At 66.7% G+C, this 19,521-nt stretch carries 19 protein-coding genes and 1 riboswitch; of the genes, 5 read left to right on the forward strand and 14 right to left on the reverse strand.

Features of this window, described 5'->3' with window-relative positions; translation table 11 throughout:
* Window positions 1–15: 15 nt before the first annotated feature.
* From EH231_RS08110 to EH231_RS08140, 7 genes are all read right to left on the reverse strand, one after another.
* Window positions 16–891 (reverse strand): oxygenase MpaB family protein, encoded by an 876-nt coding sequence (locus tag EH231_RS08110; protein WP_090433229.1) that lies wholly within the window; start codon window positions 889–891, stop codon window positions 16–18.
* 13 nt (window positions 892–904) lie between these two features.
* Complete coding sequence (locus EH231_RS08115; protein ID WP_090433230.1) at window positions 905–1,129, reverse strand: hypothetical protein; 225 nt, start codon at window positions 1,127–1,129, stop codon at window positions 905–907.
* A gap of 69 nt (window positions 1,130–1,198) precedes the next feature.
* A complete protein-coding gene (locus EH231_RS08120) occupies window positions 1,199–1,531 on the reverse strand; it encodes a TfoX/Sxy family protein (RefSeq protein WP_090433232.1) in 333 nt (110 codons plus the stop codon).
* A gap of 1 nt (window position 1,532) precedes the next feature.
* Window positions 1,533–1,922, reverse strand: coding sequence for a nitroreductase/quinone reductase family protein (locus tag EH231_RS08125; protein ID WP_090433234.1), 390 nt, complete (start codon window positions 1,920–1,922; stop codon window positions 1,533–1,535).
* Between the two features lie 19 nt (window positions 1,923–1,941).
* The gene (gene cycA, locus EH231_RS08130; protein WP_234927173.1) at window positions 1,942–3,408 is read right to left on the reverse strand and encodes a D-serine/D-alanine/glycine transporter; all 1,467 of its coding nucleotides are present in this window, start codon (window positions 3,406–3,408) and stop codon (window positions 1,942–1,944) included.
* A 161-nt stretch (window positions 3,409–3,569) separates the two neighbouring features.
* A riboswitch (glycine riboswitch) is annotated at window positions 3,570–3,668 on the reverse strand.
* A 183-nt stretch (window positions 3,669–3,851) separates the two neighbouring features.
* Window positions 3,852–6,176 (reverse strand): endopeptidase La, encoded by a 2,325-nt coding sequence (gene lon / locus EH231_RS08135; RefSeq protein WP_090433236.1) that lies wholly within the window; start codon window positions 6,174–6,176, stop codon window positions 3,852–3,854.
* A gap of 28 nt (window positions 6,177–6,204) precedes the next feature.
* The gene (locus tag EH231_RS08140) at window positions 6,205–6,843 is read right to left on the reverse strand and encodes a VC0807 family protein (RefSeq protein WP_241177908.1); all 639 of its coding nucleotides are present in this window, start codon (window positions 6,841–6,843) and stop codon (window positions 6,205–6,207) included.
* A 97-nt stretch (window positions 6,844–6,940) separates the two neighbouring features.
* Between EH231_RS08140 and EH231_RS08145 the strand changes: the two genes are divergently transcribed.
* The 3 genes from EH231_RS08145 to EH231_RS08155 are packed head-to-tail and all read left to right on the forward strand — an operon-like array spanning window position 6,941 to window position 8,433.
* The gene (locus EH231_RS08145) at window positions 6,941–7,867 is read left to right on the forward strand and encodes an NADP-dependent oxidoreductase (RefSeq protein WP_090433238.1); all 927 of its coding nucleotides are present in this window, start codon (window positions 6,941–6,943) and stop codon (window positions 7,865–7,867) included.
* Complete coding sequence (locus EH231_RS08150) at window positions 7,864–8,193, forward strand: SDR family oxidoreductase (protein WP_241177909.1); 330 nt, start codon at window positions 7,864–7,866, stop codon at window positions 8,191–8,193. Before EH231_RS08145 ends, EH231_RS08150 begins: the two co-directional genes overlap by 4 nt.
* A 39-nt stretch (window positions 8,194–8,232) precedes the next feature.
* Window positions 8,233–8,433 (forward strand): hypothetical protein, encoded by a 201-nt coding sequence (locus EH231_RS08155; RefSeq protein ID WP_090433240.1) that lies wholly within the window; start codon window positions 8,233–8,235, stop codon window positions 8,431–8,433.
* An 8-nt stretch (window positions 8,434–8,441) separates the two neighbouring features.
* On the opposite strand, the gene EH231_RS08160 is transcribed toward EH231_RS08155, so the two are convergent.
* The 4 genes from EH231_RS08160 to EH231_RS08175 all read right to left on the reverse strand — a co-directional run bounded on the left by EH231_RS08160 (window position 8,442) and on the right by EH231_RS08175 (window position 14,793).
* Entirely contained in the window at window positions 8,442–10,007 is a 1,566-nt protein-coding gene (locus EH231_RS08160) for a molybdopterin-dependent oxidoreductase (RefSeq protein WP_241177910.1), read from the reverse strand.
* 77 nt (window positions 10,008–10,084) lie between these two features.
* The gene (locus EH231_RS08165) at window positions 10,085–11,080 is read right to left on the reverse strand and encodes an esterase family protein (protein WP_090433244.1); all 996 of its coding nucleotides are present in this window, start codon (window positions 11,078–11,080) and stop codon (window positions 10,085–10,087) included.
* Window positions 11,081–11,242: 162 nt separating this feature from the next.
* Window positions 11,243–12,643 carry a mechanosensitive ion channel family protein gene (locus EH231_RS08170; RefSeq protein WP_090433246.1) on the reverse strand — a complete coding sequence of 467 codons (1,401 nt, stop codon included), beginning with the start codon at window positions 12,641–12,643 and terminating at the stop codon, window positions 11,243–11,245.
* Window positions 12,640–14,793 (reverse strand): adenylate/guanylate cyclase domain-containing protein, encoded by a 2,154-nt coding sequence (locus tag EH231_RS08175; protein WP_124712201.1) that lies wholly within the window; start codon window positions 14,791–14,793, stop codon window positions 12,640–12,642. The genes EH231_RS08170 and EH231_RS08175 overlap by 4 nt, the downstream gene beginning before the upstream one ends.
* A 61-nt stretch (window positions 14,794–14,854) precedes the next feature.
* Here EH231_RS08175 and EH231_RS08180 point away from each other — a divergent pair, with 61 nt between their 5' ends.
* Window positions 14,855–15,295, forward strand: coding sequence for a DUF1810 domain-containing protein (locus tag EH231_RS08180; RefSeq protein ID WP_124712202.1), 441 nt, complete (start codon window positions 14,855–14,857; stop codon window positions 15,293–15,295).
* On the opposite strand, the gene EH231_RS08185 is transcribed toward EH231_RS08180, so the two are convergent.
* The 3 genes from EH231_RS08185 to EH231_RS08195 are packed head-to-tail and all read right to left on the reverse strand — an operon-like array spanning window position 15,279 to window position 18,699.
* Window positions 15,279–16,586, reverse strand: a complete 1,308-nt coding sequence (locus EH231_RS08185) for an alpha-amylase family protein (protein ID WP_124712203.1) — start codon at window positions 16,584–16,586, stop codon at window positions 15,279–15,281. The two genes, EH231_RS08180 and EH231_RS08185, sit on opposite strands and share 17 nt — an antisense overlap.
* Window positions 16,579–17,058 carry a nucleoside deaminase gene (locus EH231_RS08190; RefSeq protein WP_124712204.1) on the reverse strand — a complete coding sequence of 160 codons (480 nt, stop codon included), beginning with the start codon at window positions 17,056–17,058 and terminating at the stop codon, window positions 16,579–16,581. The genes EH231_RS08185 and EH231_RS08190 overlap by 8 nt, the downstream gene beginning before the upstream one ends.
* 36 nt (window positions 17,059–17,094) lie before the next feature.
* On the reverse strand, window positions 17,095–18,699 hold the full coding sequence (locus EH231_RS08195) for a tetratricopeptide repeat protein (protein WP_090433411.1): 1,605 nt from the start codon (window positions 18,697–18,699) through the stop codon (window positions 17,095–17,097).
* A gap of 192 nt (window positions 18,700–18,891) precedes the next feature.
* Here EH231_RS08195 and EH231_RS08200 point away from each other — a divergent pair, with 192 nt between their 5' ends.
* Window positions 18,892–19,521: a PaaI family thioesterase gene (locus tag EH231_RS08200; protein ID WP_090433256.1), complete on the forward strand. Its 630-nt coding sequence runs from the start codon at window positions 18,892–18,894 to the stop codon at window positions 19,519–19,521.

The raw sequence follows: 19,521 nt of genomic DNA on the forward strand, positions 1-19,521 counted from the left end.
GGCGGATCCGGTGCATCAGATCAGGGCCTTGTCGGCCGATACGCGGCGGCGGACGTCGGCCAGCAGCAGGTAGCTGCCACCCTGGCGGACGAACACCGGCAGGAAGCGGTTGCCGAATGCCACCGCCAGGAACAGCCATTCGAACAGCCGCTGCCTGCCGCGGCCCCAGCCGAAGCCGACGGCGTCGCGGAACACCGGAGCGAGGAAACCGGTGGTCAGGAATTTCAGCAGTGGCCGAAACGGTATCCGGAGCAGCGGATTGATCATCCGTAGGTCGACCAGGTCGTGCAGATACCGTCTGACGACGTCGTCGATCTGCACCCGGCCGCACGCGGCGTCCCAGTACGTGTCGAACTCAGCCCGCGTCGCGGGCCACTGCTCCGGGCTGACCTGCAACGTGGTGCCCAGCGTCGCCGCGGATTGATAGAACTGCTCGGCCTGAGCGTGCGTCATCTCACCCCGCAGCAATTGGTAGACATCTTCCAGCCCGACGAACAGGCAGGCGGCCACCCACAGCTGCAGGTCCCGGTCAAAGGCGTTGTACTGCACGGGACTTGCGGGCCCGGATCGGACCTGCCGGTGAGCAGCGTCCACGGCGTCGCGGAACGCCGCCCGATCCTCGGGCTTTCCGAGGATGGCCACCGCCAGATAGCTCAGTGTGGTGCGGGCCCGCTTCCACGGGTGCTTGAGCAGGTTGCCGGAATCGACGGTGCTCTCCACGACCCCGTAACCCACACCCGGCGAGGACAGCTGCATGATCACGTTGGCCGCGCCGGCGGCGAAGCCCCACAGGTCCATCGCATCGGCGATGGTCACGTCCTCGTCGGACCAGCGAGCTGTCCGTCGGGTGATCGCGATGCGGTTGGCGGGAGTGGTGTCGCCGAGAGACATGCGCCGGCTCCTCTCAGCTCATGCACACGTTGGTGAACAGCAGGACGGGCCAGGAGACGATGGAGCCGAGAAAGGACACCACGGCGTCGGCCCCGTCCATTCCGGCCAGATGGCTGGTGTGGGTGAGTGACCAGACCAGGCCGATGAGCAGGTAGGGGACCGCGAGGATGACGGCGGTGCCGATCCACTCGGCGATGGTCATCTGGAAACCGAGGATCTTGCGTACTGCGGTCAGCATATGAGCGGGCCCCCGTCGTTGTCAGGCACGCTCTATGTTAATGGTGATTCTCATCGGCCGCGGCGGAAACTACTTGGGCGGCAGCCCCTTGGCGAAATCGATGCCGCGGGTTACCCATGACTGGAGCTGCCGCCGGGTCTTGATGCCGGGACCGGCGATCCGCAGCCAGCCCCGCATCTCGCGGCCGCCCATCACCATCGGCTCGACGTGATCGCGTCGCAGCAGGTTCTCGCCGTCGTCTCGCGAGACCCGCACCATGAGGCCGCCTTCGCGGGTCGCCGCGACGGCCATGTTGCCGTGGACCAGAAAGGCCAGCCCGCCGAACATGCGTCTCTCGTCGAGGCCGCTTTCGGTTGCCGTCAACTCGCGGATGCGATCGGCCAGGTCCGGGTCGAAGGCCATGTCAGTCGAGGTCGATGCGGAGGGTGAGCAGATCGCTGCCCATGGCCCGGACCACCGCACTGTTGAGCGTCGGCAGCTCCTTGAGCCGCGCGACCGGGTCGTCGTCGGGCAGCAGGTACGCCGTCCCGGTCCGCCAGTGGCCGTTGATCCGCAGCCGCACAGCAGGATTGGCCTTGATGTTGAGCACGTAGTGGGAGCGCTCGCCGTGCTCGGCGACCATCCAGAATTGATCGCCGATCACCCGGCCGCCCACGGCGGTGTGCCGTGGTTCGCCGGATTTCCGGCCGACCGTCTCCAGCATGGTGACGGGCAGTTGGCGGCCGACCGGATTGACGATGCGGCGTTGGGCGCCATGGACGATGCGTCGCTTCAGATCACGAAGATCCACCATGGCGCCACCCTACCGAGCGTCAGTCAGAATCCGTCGACTTGAGTTCGGCGCGGAATTCGGCTTCGCGGGCCAGATGTTGCGGGCGACGCCGCAGCACCAGCCAGGCGATACCGAGTACCAGGAACCACACCGGCGTCACGAGTTCGGCCTGCAGGGTGTCTTCCTTCAAGGCGAACGCCACGATCAGGAAGGCGAAGAAGGCCAGGACGACGTAACACATCACGATGCCGCCGGGCATCTTGAACTTCGACGCCTCGTGCAGTTCCGGCCGGCGTTTCCGGTAGACGAGGTAGCTGACCAGGATGATCGTCCAGACGAAGATGAAGCACAGCGACGAGATGGTCGTGACCAGGGTGAAGGCCGCGACGATCGAGTCGCCGGCGGCGACCATGACCACACCGGACAGCAGGAACACCCCGGACAGGAACAACGCGTTGGCGGGCACGCGCCGTGAGGTGAGCCGGCCGAACAGGCGGGGTGCGTCACCTTCGGTGGCCAGGCCGTAGACCATCCGGGAGGTCGAGTAGATGCCGGAGTTGGCCGACGACGTCGCCGAGGTCAGCACCACGAAGTTGACCACCGAAGCGGCGATTCCCAGGCCCGCCAGGCTGAACATGGCCACGAACGGGCTGAGTTTGGGATCGATCTCGCGCCACGGCGTGACCGCGATGATGATGGTCAGGGCGGCGACGTAGAAGAGCATGACGCGCACGGGGATCGAGTTGATCGCCTTGGGCAGGTTGCGTTCCGGGTCCTTGGCCTCGGCGGCAGTGGTGCCCACCAGTTCGATGCCGACGAACGCGAAGGTCGCGATCTGGAAGCCGGCCACGAATCCCATTGGGCCGGTGGGGAAGAAGCCGCCGTCGTTCCACAGGTTGGCGAAGGAGGCCTGGGCGCCGGTGGGCGCTTGGAAACTGGTGAAGATCATGACGAGGCCGACGATGATCAGCGTCACGATCGCGATGATCTTGATCAGGGCGAACCAGAACTCGGTCTCGCCGAAGGCGCGCACGGTCGGCAGATTCAGTCCGATCAGCACCACGACCGTCGCGAGAGCCGGTATCCACAGCGGGAGGTCCGGCCACCAGAAGGCCACGTACCCGGCGATCACCACCACGTCGGCGACGCCCGTGACGATCCAGCAGAACCAGTAGGTCCAGCCGGTGAAGAACCCCGCCCACGGGCCGAGGAGGTCGGCGGCGAAATCGGCGAAGGACTTGTAATGCAGGTTGGACAGCAGCAGCTCGCCCATGGCCCGCATCACGAAGAACAGCATGAAGCCGATGATCATGTAGACGAACAGCACCGATGGGCCGGCCAGCGAGATGGTCTTGCCGGACCCCATGAACAGGCCCGTGCCGATGGCACCGCCGATCGCGATCAGCTGGATGTGCCGGTTGGAGAGCTGACGGGAAAGGTGCTGTGGCTCGCCGGACGATGCGGGCGATTCCGCTGAATCAGCGGACAGATCACTGGATTGGGACATAGCAACCTAAGGATCTCAGGCCCCATGGGGAGCGCGGACTGCGGGCGCCTCCCCGCTCTGTCGTTTTGAACCTGAGAGTTTTCACGAACCGCCGCTACCGGCGCTTCACCTGCCCCTTCGGTGAGCCGGTCCTGGACTGGCCGACTGCTTTCCAGAGGTGCCTAGTCGCGGCGATACGGGGGCCTGAGAGATTCCTGGGGAGGATTTGCTCCTGCGGCGCCCGCCGGCTGGATGGGGCGGGACTCTCCCGCCGCGACTCAACGGCGTCTTGAGTTGTGAGCCACCCCGAACCTGGAGTGTGCCGCGCGTCACGTTAGCAGCCGAGTGCGGATCGCGCACCCCCATGGGGACCGCGCGTCATCCGCGCACGCCGAGCGACCGTGTCTGTACGGTGACGCGCCGTCACCTGCGTACATTCACGGTCGCTCGCGCGGTGGATTTCCTTACGCGGCGGCGGTCGCCTGCTCGGCGGCCGGTTCCAGCGCCGCCGCGATGATGTCGGCCACGTCTGTCATCGGCTTGACCTCCAGTGCGTCGAGCACCTCGGCCGGCACGTCGTCCAGGTCCGGCTCGTTGCGCGCCGGGATGAACACCGTCTTCAGCCCCGCCCGCTGCGCAGCGAGCAGCTTCTGCTTGACGCCGCCGATGGGCAGCACCCGGCCGTTCAGCGTGACCTCGCCGGTCATGCCGACATCGCCGCGCACCTGCCGCCCGGTGGCCATCGACACCAGTGCCGTCACCATCGTGACGCCGGCCGACGGCCCGTCCTTGGGCACCGCGCCCGCGGGGACGTGCACGTGGATCTGACGGTCCAGCGCCTTCGGGTCGACGCCCAACTGCTCGGCGTGGGCCCGCACGTAGGACAGCGCGATCTGCGCCGACTCCTTCATGACGTCACCCAGTTGACCGGTCAGCTTCAGGCCCGGCTCACCCTCGTTCGAGTTCACCTCGATGAAGAGCACGTCACCGCCCAGTCCTGTGACGGCCAGGCCGGTCGCCACACCCGGCACCGCGGTGCGCTCGTCGGACTCCGGCGTGAAGCGTGGACGCCCCAGGTACTCAACGAGATCCGGCTCATCAATCACGATCGGGGCCTCGGTGGAGTCCAGTTTCGTGGTCACCTTGCGCAGCGCCTTGGCCAGCAACCGTTCGAACTGACGAACGCCTGGCTCACGGGTGTAGTCCGCGGCGATCTTGCGCAGCGCCGCATCCGTCACCGTCACCTCGGCATCGGTCAGGGCAGCGCGTTCGGCCTGCCGTGGCAGCAGGTAGTCCCGTGCGATCGCGACCTTGTCGTCCTCGGTGTAGCCGTCGATCTGCACCAGTTCCATGCGGTCCAGCAGCGCCGAGGGAATGTTCTCGATGACGTTGGCCGTCGCCAGGAACACGACGTCGGACAGGTCCAGATCCAGGTCCAGGTAGTGGTCGCGGAACGTGTGATTCTGCGCCGGGTCCAGCACCTCCAGCAGCGCGGCAGACGGGTCGCCCCGGTAGTCCGAGCCCACCTTGTCGATCTCGTCCAGCAGCACAACGGGATTCATCGAACCCGCCTCGCCGATGGCCCGCACGACCCGGCCCGGAAGCGCGCCGACGTAGGTACGCCGGTGGCCGCGGATCTCGGCCTCGTCACGCACACCGCCTAGGGCGACGCGCACGAACTTGCGGCCCAGAGCCCGGGCCACGGACTCACCCAACGAGGTCTTGCCGACCCCGGGCGGACCGGCCAGCACCATCACGGCGCCCGAGCCGCGGCCACCGACGACGGCCATGCCGCGCTGGGCACGACGGGCCCGCACGGCCAGGTACTCGACGATGCGGTCCTTGACGTCGTCCAGACCGTGGTGATCGGCGTCCAAGATCTCGCGGGCACCCTTGAGGTCGGTCGAGTCCTCGGTCCGTTCGTTCCACGGCAGATCCAGAACGGTGTCCAGCCAGGTACGGATCCAGCCGCCCTCGGGGCTCTGCTCGCTGGAGCGTTCCAGCTTGCCGACCTCCCGCAGCGCGGCCTCGCGGACCTTCTCCGGCAGATCGGCGGCCTCGACCCGGGCCCGGTAATCGTCTGACCCCTCGGGCTCGCCTTCGCCCAGTTCCTTGCGGATCGCGTTCAACTGCTGGCGCAGCAGGAATTCCTTCTGCTGCTTGTCCATCCCGGCCCGGACGTCCTCGGCGATCTTGTCGTTGACCTCGACTTCGGCCAGGTGCTCGCCGGTCCATTCGATGAGCAGGCTCAGGCGGCGACTCACGTCCTCGGTCTCCAGGAGCTGACGCTTCTGCACGTCGGTCAGGTACGAGGCGTAGCCGGCCGTGTCGGCCAGTGCGGACGGGTCGGTGATCTTGTTGACCACGTCGACGATCTGCCAGGCCTCACGCCGCTGCAGCATGGCCAGCAGCAGCTTCTTGTATTCGGCGGCCAGCGTCTTGGTCTCGTCGGTCACCGAGTCCGGCTCGCCGGCTTCCTCCACCTCGACCCACAGGGCCGCACCGGGTCCGGTGGTTCCAGAACCGATGTGGGCACGGTGTTCACCGCGGACAACGGCGGCTTCCGCACCTCCGGGCATGCGCCCGACCTGCACGATCGACGCGATCACACCGTGGGTGGGGTAGCGGTCGTCCAGGCGCGGGGCGATCAGCAGCTTGCCCGATTCGCTGGCCTGGGCGGCGTCGATCGCCGCCCGGGCAGCGTCGTCGAGTTCGACGGGCACCACCATTCCGGGCAACACGATCGGTTCGCTCAAGAACAAGATGGGCACTGCGTTTGATTCGGACATCAAACCTCCAAAGTTCAGTCTGATGCGCTCAACCTTGGTGGGCTCCCATTTGTTCCCGGAGGAGTTCCCCCTTGGCCCTGGCTCGTTTCGCGACCACCACGGTGGCCGCCATCAGCAGGGCCGTGAAAGCCAGCGAAACGACCGTGTTCACGCCGTTCGCGACGTCTATGGCCAGGGAGAAGATGATCGCCAGGCTGATCAACATCCCGATCAGCAGGCCGATGCCCCACATCGCTGAGAGCGAAACGTGGACCCGGTGCCTGAACGCCGCCTCGCCGGGATCGGGAGCCTCGTCAGGGGCGGGCCGGACCCGTTCGGCGACGATCTGGGTCAGCGGTTTGCCGATGAAACAGCTGCCGAGGAAAGCCAGGGCGCCGATGCCGCCGACGAGGGTGTTGCCCGCCATCAGCATCCGGGCGTCCGAGGTCGCCAGGCCCACCGCGAGGCTCAGCCCGAAGCTCAGCATCAGATACCCCGCGAACGGATCGAGCCGGCGGGCCTTGATCGCGTCATAGGAGACCTTGATCCCCGCGACCACGGTCCCCGTCAGCAGTGCGGCGTACTCGGAGACGCCTGCGGCTCGCAGCCCGTAGTAGGCGATCAGTGGAGGGGCGACATCAAGGAGGATGCCCCGCATGACGGGGCGCAGTGAGTGATCTTGGCTCACCACCGCGAAGATATGGACACACCCTGTGAACTCACTGTGCCCTGAGGGGAAGCGGCCCTGCGGAATGTTTCCAGCGTTTGGTTCGTCGTAAGGAAACATGAGCAGAGCAGTCCAATTCGATGAATACGGCGGGATCGACGTCCTGCAGGTGCGTGACGTGCCGAGGCCGGTTCCGGCGGCAGGCGAGGTGCTCGTGCAGGTCCGGGCTGCTGGAATCAACCCGGGCGAGGCCATGATTCGCCGTGGCGCACTGCACGATCGGTTCCCGGCCGTCTTTCCGTCAGGCGAAGGCAGCGACCTCGCGGGTGTGGTGGCCGAACTCGGGCCCGGCGTGAACGGATTCGACGTCGGTGACGAGGTACTCGGGTTCACCGACGATCGCGCCAGCCACGCCGAGTATGTGACCGTGCCCGCCACCCAGTTGGCTCCCAAACCGCCCGGCCTTCCGTGGGAGGTCGCCGGATCGCTGTATGTCGTGGGTGCCACGGCCTACGCGGCGGTGCGGGCCGTGCGGCTGCAACCCGGGGACACCGTTGCGATCGCGGGTGCCGCGGGTGGTGTCGGCACCATCGCGGTGCAACTCGCCAAGCGCGCCGGCGCCACCGTGCTCGGCATCGCCGGGCCGGGAAACGATGAGTGGCTGACGGCGCACGGCGTCGTCCCGGTCAACTACGGAGACGATCTGGTCGCCCGGCTCCGCACCGCGTCCCCGTCGGGTCGCGTCGATGCCTTCCTCGATTTCTTCGGCGGCGGATACGTGAAGCTGGCTGTCGAGGAGCTGGGCGTCGCGCCCGACCGGGTCGACACCATCATCGACTTCCCGGCCATCGAGGAGTTCGGTGTCCAGGGTGCAGGCAACGCCGAGGGGGCCGACATCGCGATCATCGCCGAATTGGCCGATCTCGCCGCCTCCGGGGAACTCGACGTGCCGATCGCCGAGGTGTTCGCCCTCGACGACGTCCGCGCCGCGTACACCGAGCTGGAAAAGCGGCATACCAGAGGGAAATTGGTGCTGCGACCGTGACCGGTGACCCGATCGCCGGATTGAAGATCGTGCCGGACATGGGCGTTTACGCGGCGACCAAGTATGCGGTACGGACCGTGATGGAGACACTGCGCCAGGAATCCACCGACGGTGCCATCCGGGCCACCGCCATCTCTCCGGGATTTGTCCGTACGGAGCTCGACGGTTCGATAGACGATCCGGGGCTGCGCGCCCGGATACGGTCCAACATGGACGAATTCGGCCTCGCACCGAAGGCGGTGGCACGTGCGGTGGCATTCGCGATCGAGCAGCCGCCCGATGTCGAGATCGGCGAGATCGTCCTGCGGCCCACCGTGCAGGGTTGATGCGGCCACCTCCTGGTGTGTGGCGCGTAGCATCCAACTATGAACAGGGGATTCGTCGTGACACTCGCGATCGGTGTGATCGTGGCGCTGTTCGGACTGATCTGGGCCTTGCAGGGATTCGGTGTGCTGCAGGGTAGTCCGATGAGCAACACCACCACCTGGTCGATCATCGGTCCGATCACCGTGGTGATCGGGATCGTGATCTCAGTCTTCAGTTGGCGCAAGATCTCCCGCAAGTAGGCTCGGCGTCATGCCACGGTGAAGTTCACCGAATGCCAACCGGTGGCGCCATCGGGCACGGTCGGGGCTTCGTCTGATGTCTGGACGGCTCCGCTGTTGTCGGTGGCCCGCACCGTGAGGGTGTGTTCCCCCGGGCTGTCGGCCTGCCATCCGAAGCTCCACAACCGCCAGGTCTGGTTGGAGTAGGCGTCCCCGAGCTGGGCGGGTTGCCATGGGCCGTCGTCGATTCGGACCTCGACACCGCGTACGCCGCGGTTCTGCGCCCACGCGACTCCACCGAAGGTCGTCGCCCCCGACGGGATCTGCTGGCCGCGTTTCGGCACGTCGATGCGCGACTCGGTCTTGATCGGGCCGCGCGCTGCCCAGCCCTGCCTGGTCCAATACGCCTCTGCCCGGTCGAAGCGGGTCAGCTCCAGGTCGGTGACCCATTTGGTGGCCGACACATAGCCGTAGAGTCCGGCGACCACCAGCCTGGCCGGGTAGCCGTGGATGACGGGTAGCGGCTGACCGTTGAGGCCGACGGCCAACATCGCATCCCGGCCGTCGTGCAGGGCCTCCACCGGCGTGCCGACGGTGAAGCCGTCGACCGACGTCGACAGCAACATGTCCGCATCGGGGGAGACCCCGGCCGCCTGCAGCAGGTCTGTCAGTCGATAACCGGTCCACATGCCCGTCGAGATATATTCGCCACCAACCGGATTGGACACGCAGGTCAGCGTCACCGCCTTCTCGATCGCTTCGAATCGGTCCAGGTCGGCGAAGCTGTAGGTGATCTCGCGATCCACCATGCCGTGAATGCGCAGTCGCCACTCGTCGCGGCTCAGCTGGGGAACGGAAAGCGCGATGTCCACCCGGTAGAAGTCGGCACCATCGGTGATGAAACTCGGCAGGGCAACATCTTTCGGCTGCACGCCGGCCGGTATCGGCGGAGCGGGTATGCGCGGGCGCGGGATCACCGAGACATCGCGCTCGGCCGCCACGGAATTGGTCAAGCGGCCGACGACGACGCCCAGCAGCCCGCTAGCCGCCCCGAACGCCAGCAGACCGCCGGTGGTCAGCCACAGTCTTCTGCTGACGTCGGGTTCGTCGCCGCCGTCGGCGTGTCCGGTCTCGGGGACCGTCCACAGGCGCACCGCCAGCAGACGCAGCACCGCCACGCCGCATGCGGTGCCCACCACCGTCGGCACGATGTCGGGCAGGGTCGCGCCCGGCCGTGAGAGCACGGCGGCACAGCCGAGAAGTCCCGCGACGACGAAGATCACGCTGCCGACCGGCCGGCGCCGGGTCTCGTAGGTCGCGGCGAGGGCGGCGATGGCCGCGATCGCCACCAGGACGACGACGGCGAGGAAGAGCTTGTCCAGGCCGCCGAGGGCCTGGATCACCAACTCTTTGACGGGGCCCGGTGTGCGGTCGACGATCACCGCGCCGACCGCGCCGAGCGGTTGGGCCTGAGTCGCGAACGGAATGGCGACAACCGCCGCGACACCGAGCGAGACCGCGGCGGCCGCAACGCCGCCGAGCATCCGCGCATTCGGCGAGGGCCCGGACGAGGACCTCGACGAGGACTCAGTCATCGTCACCAACGTACTCCGGACACAGGGCAGGGAGCCTGCCGTAGGGGTGACGACAGGCTCCCTGGGTGGGTGGTCTGCTAGGTGGCCGACTGTGCGCCCAGCACCCGCTGGATGTCGGGCTTCATCTGCTGCAGCTGCTGTCCCCAGTAGCTCCAGGCGTGCGTGCCGTTGGCCGGGAAGTTGAACACCCCGTTGGTGCCGCCGGCGGCGATGTAGTTGTCCCGGAAGGTGACGTTGGTGCGCAGGGTCAGGCCTTCGAGGAACTGAGCCGCCATCAGGTTGCCGCCGTTGGTCCCGGAGTCGAGATCCGACGGGGTGCCGGTGCCGCAGTAGATCCAGAGGCGGGTGTTGTTGGCGACCAGCTGGTTGATGTTGACCATCGGGTCGTTGCGCTTCCACGCCGCATCGGTCGACGGTCCCCACATGCTCTCGGCGTTGTAGCCGCCCGCATCGTTCATCGCCAGCCCGATCAGCATCGGCCACCAGCCCTCGGACGGGTTGAGGAAGCCCGAAAGCGTTCCGGCGTAGATGAACTGCTGCGGGTGATGGATCGCGTAGGTCAGCGCTGCGCTGCCCGCCATCGAGATGCCGACGACGGCGTTGCCGGTCTGCGACACGCCGCGGTTCGCGGCCAGCCAGGCCGGCAGCTCATTGGTCAGGAAGGTCTCCCACTTGTAGGTGTAGTCCTGACCGTTGCCCTTGGAGGGCTGGTACCAGTCGGTGTAGAAGCTGGACTGGCCGCCGACGGGCATGATCACCGACAGGCCCGATCCGTTGTACCACTCGAACGCCGGGGTGTTGATGTCCCAGCCGTTGTAGTCGTCCTGGGCCCGCAGGCCGTCGAGCAGGTACACCGCGTGCGGTCCGCCGCCCTGGAACTGGACGCGGATGTTGCGGTTCATCGACGGTGAGAACACGTCGAGGTACTCGACCGGCAGACCCGGGCGGGAGAATGCGCCAGCGGTCGCCGAACCTCCTGCGAGACCGATCAGCGCCGGCAGGGTGGCGGCTGCCATTGCCCCCGCCGCCAGTCGGCGCGTCCACGCTCCGCGAATCTTGTTGAGGAACTTCATAACGGCAACCAACCGTCCTTTCTGCACGTATCCCAAGCAGTTTGCCGCTTGCTTCCGTAGTGAAACACGCGTCCCATCAGTCACACGTGTAACAACACCGCACGTGCAGATCGCGGTTTACTAACGGTTGGAACTCGGCGCCGAGACCGTCGGCGACGGGATTCAGCGAGCGGCCGCGCCGAGTGCCTGCCTGACGCTGGCCCTGCGCTCCTCGATCGCCCGGCCGATGTCCTGCAGCAGTACCGGCTTCCGCGCCACCAGATCCTCGATGCACTCGCGGTCGAACTGCGCGACGGTGACCTCTGTCAGTGCGTATGCCGTCGTGATGACCGGCTCGCGGGTCAGCGCGGTCTGCCCGAGGAAGTCACCCTGTTCCAAGGTGAGGACCGGGAGGAACAGATCGTCCGCGTCGGCCACGGCCAGTTGCACCGTGCCGGCGACGACGAACGTCATCTTCTTGGGAACTTGACCTACGACCTGGATGATCTCGTCCGTGCCGTACCGGGTGAGACGGACGTACGGTGCCAGATCCCGCTGGTCCTCGGCACTCAGGCGGAGTGTCGGTGCGATCAGGCGAAGCGTCTGCTCGACGCGTTCGCTGGTCTCGAACTCATCCTCGGCCTCGTCCAGATGCAGACCGGCCCGCCGCGAGGCGTACCACGTCCAGCGCAGGAACGTGGATCTCGCGCTGAAATCGTCGGCGGGCGAGTGCAGTGGGATGAGCGTCTTGTACTGCAACGCACCGGCCGCAACGGTGGATACCGTTCCGTCGCTTCGTAGTTGAGGTAGGCGGCGGCCCACTTCGTTGAGTACGCGGCAGACCTCGTCGGGGGCATCATCGACGGCGAACACGGTGATCACAGAAATGGTGTGCGCGCCTGACGGGCGGCTCAGGTTGGTGAACGATGCGCCGGCCAGCACGGAGTTCGGGATCACCTGCAGGCCGCTTCCGGTGTCGATATGGGTTGCGCGCCAGTTCACCTCCACCACGCGCCCGCGCGCCGACGGCGCATCGACCCAGTCACCGAGTTGGAACGGCTGCTCGAACAACACCAGCAGCCCGGAGATGATCTGGCCGACCGAGTTCTGCAGGGCCAGGCCCAGCACGATCGACGACACTCCCAGGGCCGTGAAAAGCCCGCCGATGTTGGCGCCCCAGATGTAGGCGAAGATCAAACCGATGCCGATGGCTATCAGTGCGAACCGGGCGACGTCGAGGAAGATCGACGGAATGCGCTTGCGCCAACTGCCTTCCGGAGCACTCTGGAACAGTGTCGCGTTGAGTCCGGACAGCAACAGGACCAGTACGACAAAGCCGAACACCGTCGCCACAATCCGCACCGGTGTGGTTTCCCCGGAGATCTGCATCGCCTGGCTCAGCAGGATCAGCAGCGCACCCAGCGGCAGGATGTAGGTCCGGACCAGGTGCACCGGGCCGGCCAGGAAGCTGCCCCGTCTGCGGAGCGCGTTGTGGAGTTCGGTGAGGAGCACCAGACAGACGGGAAATCCGACCGCGACGCCGATCGCCCAGTAGAACCAGGGAGCGTCGAGCAGACCGGTCATCGTCGGTCCTGCAGTTTCCAGATCGGCTGGTCGGTACCGTCGACGTGCACGGTGCCCGCCGGCTCGAGGTCGCGGGTATCGCCCATCACCTCGAACACCCGCTCGGTGACGTACACCCCCGGCTGTGGCGAGCCCCGCTGAACCCGGTAGGCGAGGTTGACCGCCGAGCCCCACATGTCGTAGGCCAGGTTGGAGCGTCCGACCAGGCCACTGCTCACCGCGCCGGTGTCGATGCCCGCGCGCAGGCTGAGTGCGGTCCCGGCCTCGGTGTTGAACCGTTCGATGATGCGCTGCATTTCGAGAGCGAAGTCGACAGTACGGCGGACATTGTCGAGCCGTGGGACGCTCAACCCGGAGCTGGCCCAGTAGCCGTTGCGCAGGGTGCGGACCCGTTCCACTCCCAGATCATCTGCGGCGGCGTCGAATTGGTGCACCAAGCGGTTGACGATGGCCAGCGCTTCCTCGGAGGACATTTCGGATGTCAGCTCGTCCAGGCCGACGGTGTCGGCGAACAGGACCGTCACGTTGTGGTGGTCCTGCGCGATCGTCTCCTCGCCGTCGCGGTAACGCTGTACCACCGACTCCGGCATCAGCGTGCGCAGCAGGCGGTCGTTCTCCCGACGCTGCTCGGCGAGCAGATCTTCCTTGATCGCCAAATTGCGGCTCATGTCGTTGAATGCTGTTGTCAGATCACCGAACTCGTCCCTCGACTGCACCGGCAGCGAGATGTCGTAATCGCCCGCGCCGATCTGCTGGGCGCCGGCCTCCAGCCGGCGCAGCGGTCGGACGAACAGCCGGGCCAACATCATGGCGGCCAGACACACGATGAAGGTGATGATGACGGTCGACAACACCAGGGTGCGGGTGAACGTCGCGACGGGAGCGAATGCCTCGGCCGTGTCGATCTTGGCGATGATCGACCAGTTCAGACCTTGCAGACTGACCGGTGCGTAGGCCTGCAGCGTCTCATTGCCCAGGTAGTCGTCCTCGATCACGGTGCCGCTCTGGCCGCGCAGGGCCAACCGGGTCGCTGTCGTCTCGACCGGCTGGACCAGCGTGGTTCCGTGTTGACGGAGTGATTTCGCCGCCACCGCCGGTGGGGTGCCGGCATCGATGACGTCGCGTTCGAACTTCTCCGGATTCTCCAGGAACAGTCGTGAATCGGACCGCATCAAACCGTCGGGACCGACCACGAACGTCTCGCCGGTCGCACCCATCCCGGCGGTTTCCCATTGTTTGTCGGCCGTCATGAGCCGGTTGATCTTGGAGATCGGGAACTGCAGGGCGAGTACGCCCTCAACCCGGCCGGGTGGGCCGACTGGCGCCATCATCCAGGCCGTGGGCTCATCGGCCGGTTGATAGTCACCGAAGTCGGTGATCCCGACATAGTCGACCGCGTTCGACGCCAGGGTCTTCTCATACGCGTCCGACAGCAGGCTCTGGCGGTACGGCCCGGTGACGACGTTGGTGCCGAGGTCGATGCCTTTGTACGCGGTGTAGACGACGTTGCCTGCGGTGTCGAGCAGGAGGGCATCCTCGAACTGGAATCGTTCGACGATCTCCCGGAAGTAGTCGTTGAACCGGGCGTTCGCGGCCGACCATGCGCTGCCGTCACGGGCGTCGTCGACCCTGATCGCCTTCTCCGGGTCGGCTACCGGCGCCGTGTAGTACGCCTGCAGGTACTTCTGCGCGTTGGTCGTGGGCAGCAGCCGGGACACGTCCACGGCGTCGCCGGTCTGCTTCTGTTCCTCCGGCTCGAACTCGGTGTTGTAGTAGTTGACGATCGACTGCCACTGCTGCGGGTTGATCGTCGAGTTGTTGAGCTGACCGAACGCACCGGAGAACGCCTCGACGGCCTCGATGGTCGTCGTCCCCCGGGTGTAGACGATCAGGGAATCCTCGAGGTCGGCGAACTTCGATTCCAACTGCCGGGTCTGCGATTCCCGAACTTCGGTCAGCCGGTCGAAGACCGACTGACGAAGCGACGACCTGCCGGACTGGTATCCGATCGCGCCGACGATGGCCGCCGACAGAATGCTGGTCATCAACAGCATCACCAGCAGCTTCGACTGAATGCTGATCCGCGACAGGACGCGCCGACGCGGACTTCTGGTACGAGCGACGTGCTCGACGTCGGCAGTTGTAGTCATTGAATCCCGAAGATTAGCTTGTCGCGATGTATTGCGTGAGGTTGCGCGACAAACTTGAGGTATGAGCGACCCATTCGACTTGCAGAGGTTCGTCGATGCCCAGGCCGGCGTCTACGCCGACGTTTGCGGCGAGTTGCGGGACGGGCGCAAGCGCGGTCACTGGATCTGGTTCGTCTTCCCGCAGTTGCGGGGGCTCGGCCGTAGCCCGACCGCGGCCCACTACGGCATCGCCTCAGCCCAGGAGGCGCGGGCCTACCTGGCCCACCCGACGCTGGGGCCGAGGCTGCGGGAATGCGCCCGGCTGGTTGCGCAGATCGACGGGCGGACAGCCGAGCAGATCTTCGGCTGGCCGGACTGGCTGAAGGTGCGCTCCAGCATGACGCTGTTCGCCGAGGCCGCCGCGAACCCGGCCGAGCGAGCCGACTTTCAGGTCGTGCTGGACAAGTTCTATGACGGGCTCGAAGATCGGATGACGCTCGAAAAGCTCAGTGCGGCTGGATGATCAGCCATCCGTGCGGAGGAACCTCCGTTTGGCCGATGTCCTCCTGCGGTGGTGCGCCCGAACCTGCGATCACCCGTCCCGATCCCACCGCGAGATCGGACAGCGACAGCCGCAGTGGTGCGTCATCGATGTTGAGTGCCACGATCAGGGATTCGGAACCCGCGCTGGTCCGGTAGACATACCCGGTGTTGGTCAGCAGCAACGGCGACGTCGTCGCGGTGTGCAGCCACGGATGCCTGCGGCGCAGCCCGATCAGATATTGGTGCAGCCTCATGGCATCGGAATCATCTGGGGGAGTGGAGAATTCCGGCCGTACGGCATCGTCGCCGCCACGGCGTTCCTCCTTGACGCCCCGGTAGGCCGACTCGTCGCCTGAGTAGATGCTCGGTGTCCCGCCGGTGGTCAGTAACAGCACCAGCGCGTGCTCGAGGTGCGCGGAATTCTGCAACTGGCTGGCGATCCGGGTCACGTCATGGTTACCCACGAAGGTCAGCGGTACGAACGTGGCGAGGAAGTCGTTGTGCCGCTTCAGTGCCCAGTCCAGCTCGTGGAAGTTGCCGTCGTTGAGGCTGCTCCAGATGGCCTTCCACAGCTCGTACTGGGTCACAGAGTCGAAGGTGGCGGCGCGGACGGTCGCGGAGTAGTCGCCGTGGATGACCTCGCCGACGAACCAGGCGTCGGGGAAATCGCGACGCACCGACGGCAACACCTGGGCCCAGAACCGGTCGGGCACCGCATACGCGGCATCGAGGCGCCATCCGTCGGCGCCCCGGTTCAACCAGTGTCGTAGCACCGTGGCGGTATGGTCGACCACCGCGGGCTCGTCGTGGTTGAGCGCGATCAGCTCGCCGTGACCTTCGAACGTGTCGAATCGAGATGCGTTGCCGCCGCGCCGAAACCAGCTCGATGCGGGATGATCGGGTCCGCCGTCGAGTGCCTCCCGATACCGGGCGAAGTCGGTGCCCACGTGGTTGAACACGCCGTCGAGCAGGACCCGGAGTCCGCGCCGCCGGGCTTCGGTCACCAGGTGATCGAAGTCGTCCTCGTCACCCAGACGCGGGTCGACGCGGAAGTGGTCGGTCGTGTCGTAACCGTGGGTTCGTGATGCGAAGATCGGGCCGAGCGCGACGCCGGACGCGCCCAGCCGCACGGCGTGATCGAACCAGTCAACGATGCGCCGCAACCGGTGTTCGTCGGCCGACGGCGGCCGGTCGGCGGGAAACGCGCCGACGAAACCCAGTGGATAGATCTGCCACCAGATGGCGTGCGCGACCCAGGCGGGCTCAGCCACGGAACTTCGCCGCGTACAGATCCTTCATGGTCTCGGCCAGTTCCCGCGCCGGGCCGTCCACCTCGATGTCGGGGGCCACGGCGGTGATCGGCAGCGGTGCCACCGGACCGCCCGGAGCACCCCAATCGGACAGCCAGTCGCTCAGCTGTGCCGAGGAGGTGGCGTAGACGATCCGGCCGAGGCCGACCCAGGCGTGCGCGGCAGAGCACATCGGGCAGTGTTCGCCTGAGGTGTACACGGTGGCGCGGGCCCGGTCTTCGGGGCTCAGGTGCTCGACGGCCCAGCGGGCGATGGCGAATTCGGGATGCTGGGTGGCGTCCCCGTCCTTGACCCTGTTGCGGTCGGCGAACACCGTCGTCCCGGTGTGGTCGACCAGTATCGATCCGAAGGGTTCGTCACCGTCGTCGAGTGCTTCGCGGGCCAACTCGACACATTTGCGCAGCTGACCGAGGTCGTTCTCGCTGATGGCCACGGAGGCGAGTTTACGCCCGCGCCGAAGCAGGAACCCTCACTCGCCGCCGCAACACGGGTCCGCCACCTCGAGGCGGCAGGCGCACGACGCGTTGACCGCGACGTCCGCGCGGGCCCGCGCCAACTCGAGTTGCTGCCCGATGATGACGGCCTCGGCGTCGCGGCCCAGCCGGCGAAGGCATTCGTGGTAGCCGTGCAGGCTCCATACGTTGTTCGGATGGTGGCTGGACCGGCTCAGTGTGGGGTCCAGGCCCAGGTCGGCGGCGTAGACGCGGGCGGCCTCCTCGACATGTCCCTGTTCGAGCAGCAGCGCGCCGTAGGCATGCCGGGTGGGCTGCATCCATCCCCAGGGCTCGTCGTAGGGCAGGGCGTCGTCGAGCTCGATGGCCCGGCGCAGGTACGTGAAGGCCGTATCGTAATCGCCTTCCCGATAGGCGATTTCACCGTTGAGCATCTGCTCGGCGATGGCCAGGATGTCCAGACTGGTGTTGTTGAACAGGTAGCGCGTGTCGGGTATGCGCCGGTACGCGGCGAGGAACCTGTCGCACTCGGAACGGGCCTGCTCCACCCGGCCGGTGGCCGCGTAGGCGACGCCGCGGCCGTAGTGGATGGTCGCGGTCGTGGTGCAGTAGAGCTCGGGATCGGCGGGTAGCGGTTCGGCGATCAGCTCGTCCCAGCGGCCGAACCGCACCAGCACGTGCACCCGCAGGGGAACGAAGGCCTCCAGCCAGTCGGCCATCGGCGGTGAGGCGACCGAGAGCACCTCGGGGGTGAGCTGCGCGGCCAGCTCCTCGGCGGCGTCAAGAGCGATCTGCGAACTGCCCTCGAACATGGCCGAATACACCACGAAATGAAGGTCGTGCGCCCGGTACAGCGAATAGAAGTTCAGCGCCCCCTCGCGGGCGACGAATTCTCTGTCCGCTTGTACCGCAGCGAGATTGGCCGTCACCGAGTTGCGGTAGTCCCCGCACAGCACGTCGATGTGGCTGGCCATGTGTTGCAGATGACCGGCGTCGGGCACCAGCCCGCGCAACAGATCGGCGGCGGGCAGCGCCGCCTGGGGCGTCGTCGACATCTCCATCGCGTGGATGTACAGATGCAGGACCCCGGGGTGTTGCCGTCCCGCGGCGGTGGCCAGCGCCACGTCGAGAATCCGTTTCGCCTCCACCACACGAGATCCCGGGGCGGGCTCACCGGTGCGGCCGTCCCACAACGCCCACGCGGTCACATTGAGCAGGGCGTCGGCGGCCAGCGTCTGCACGTCGATGTCCTCGGGATGGGCGGCGGCCAGCGCCGTCATCGCATCGGCGTAGTCGGCGTGCCCCGCCGTGAGGGCCTCGGCGTCCTCGGGGTCGGCGGTCGGAAATCGCTTGTGCAGAGCGGTGATCAGGTCGCGTTCCAGTGCCGAGGCGCGGCCGGTGGCGGCGCGCTCGAGTTCGGTACGGGCCCGGGCCAGCGATGCGGTCAGGTCGACCGGGTCGAACGCGTCCCAGGCCTTGTTGTAGTTGGGGCCGACCGCGTAGGCGATACCCCAGCGGGCGAGTGCGAAATCCGGGTCGAGCCGCAGTGCCCGCTCGAAGCACCGGATCGCCTCCTCGTGGTTGAAGGCGTACGACCAGACCATGCCGCGGTCGAACCACACCTGTGCCGGTTGCGAGGGGGTGTCCGTCGGCCGGTGATAGGTACCGAGCCGGTAGTACGGTTCGGTCTGGGCGGGATCCGTCACGACGCTGAGGTTAGTTCAGCAACCATGCCGCTGCGTACCGTTGGACGAACCACTGAGTCGAATGCGGCTGGCTCGACACCGGCGCGCCGCACATGTTCTAGTTCACCAATGCCGGGTTACACCCATGTCGAGGGTCTCAGTTCCGCGGATGTTCAGCGTCTGCGGTCGGTGTGGGCGCCGCTGGCCGATTCGGTGCGCGCACTGATCGACGCCAGTATCCGTTCGCAGGTCGACGCCGGCGAGGTCGCCGCCGTGCGGGCCCAGATCGACGACGCGACCGCGCGGTTGCGGGCCGAGCAGATCGACGGGCCGTTCGGTGTCCAGTTCACGTCGGACGGGGACCGGATGCCGTGGGGCAACCCGGCGATCGGGATCCGCAATCCGATCGCCCCGCCACTGGTGATGGTGAAGGACCCCGACGGTGGCGTCCACACCGATTTCCATCTCGGGGCCCCCTACGAAGGGCCGCCGGGCCACGTGCACGGTGGCATGGTGGCCATGGTCCTCGACCACGTGCTGGGGGAGGTGGCTGCCAGCGACTCGGATCGCCCGCGGTTCACCGGCACCCTGACCATCCGCTATCTGCGGGCGACTCCGCTGGGCGAACTCCATGCCGAGGGACGGATCACCCGCACCGACGGGATCAAAGCCTTTGCCTCCGGACATGTTTCAGATGCCGAGGGGATCACCGCCGAGGCCGAGGGGGTTTTCATCCTGCCGAAATGGGCGCGCGGGTGA

Source organism: Mycolicibacterium nivoides (assembly GCF_003855255.1).
In the GTDB taxonomy this organism is placed as follows: Bacteria; Actinomycetota; Actinomycetes; order Mycobacteriales; family Mycobacteriaceae; genus Mycobacterium; species Mycobacterium nivoides.

Bases quoted from the DNA above. Each gene is read 5' to 3' on its own strand.
- EH231_RS08110 (WP_090433229.1), bottom strand. From the start codon at position 891: ATGTCTCTCGGCGACACCACTCCCGCCAACCGCATCGCGATCACCCGA.
- EH231_RS08115 (WP_090433230.1), bottom strand. From the start codon at position 1,129: ATGCTGACCGCAGTACGCAAGATCCTCGGTTTCCAGATGACCATCGCC.
- EH231_RS08120 (WP_090433232.1), bottom strand. From the start codon at position 1,531: ATGGCCTTCGACCCGGACCTGGCCGATCGCATCCGCGAGTTGACGGCA.
- EH231_RS08125 (WP_090433234.1), bottom strand. From the start codon at position 1,922: ATGGTGGATCTTCGTGATCTGAAGCGACGCATCGTCCATGGCGCCCAA.
- cycA (WP_234927173.1), bottom strand. From the start codon at position 3,408: ATGTCCCAATCCAGTGATCTGTCCGCTGATTCAGCGGAATCGCCCGCA.
- lon (WP_090433236.1), bottom strand. From the start codon at position 6,176: ATGTCCGAATCAAACGCAGTGCCCATCTTGTTCTTGAGCGAACCGATC.
- EH231_RS08145 (WP_090433238.1), top strand. From the start codon at position 6,941: ATGAGCAGAGCAGTCCAATTCGATGAATACGGCGGGATCGACGTCCTG.
- EH231_RS08155 (WP_090433240.1), top strand. From the start codon at position 8,233: ATGAACAGGGGATTCGTCGTGACACTCGCGATCGGTGTGATCGTGGCG.
- EH231_RS08160 (WP_241177910.1), bottom strand. From the start codon at position 10,007: ATGACTGAGTCCTCGTCGAGGTCCTCGTCCGGGCCCTCGCCGAATGCG.
- EH231_RS08165 (WP_090433244.1), bottom strand. From the start codon at position 11,080: ATGAAGTTCCTCAACAAGATTCGCGGAGCGTGGACGCGCCGACTGGCG.
- EH231_RS08170 (WP_090433246.1), bottom strand. From the start codon at position 12,643: ATGACCGGTCTGCTCGACGCTCCCTGGTTCTACTGGGCGATCGGCGTC.
- EH231_RS08175 (WP_124712201.1), bottom strand. From the start codon at position 14,793: ATGACTACAACTGCCGACGTCGAGCACGTCGCTCGTACCAGAAGTCCG.
- EH231_RS08180 (WP_124712202.1), top strand. From the start codon at position 14,855: ATGAGCGACCCATTCGACTTGCAGAGGTTCGTCGATGCCCAGGCCGGC.
- EH231_RS08200 (WP_090433256.1), top strand. From the start codon at position 18,892: ATGCCGGGTTACACCCATGTCGAGGGTCTCAGTTCCGCGGATGTTCAG.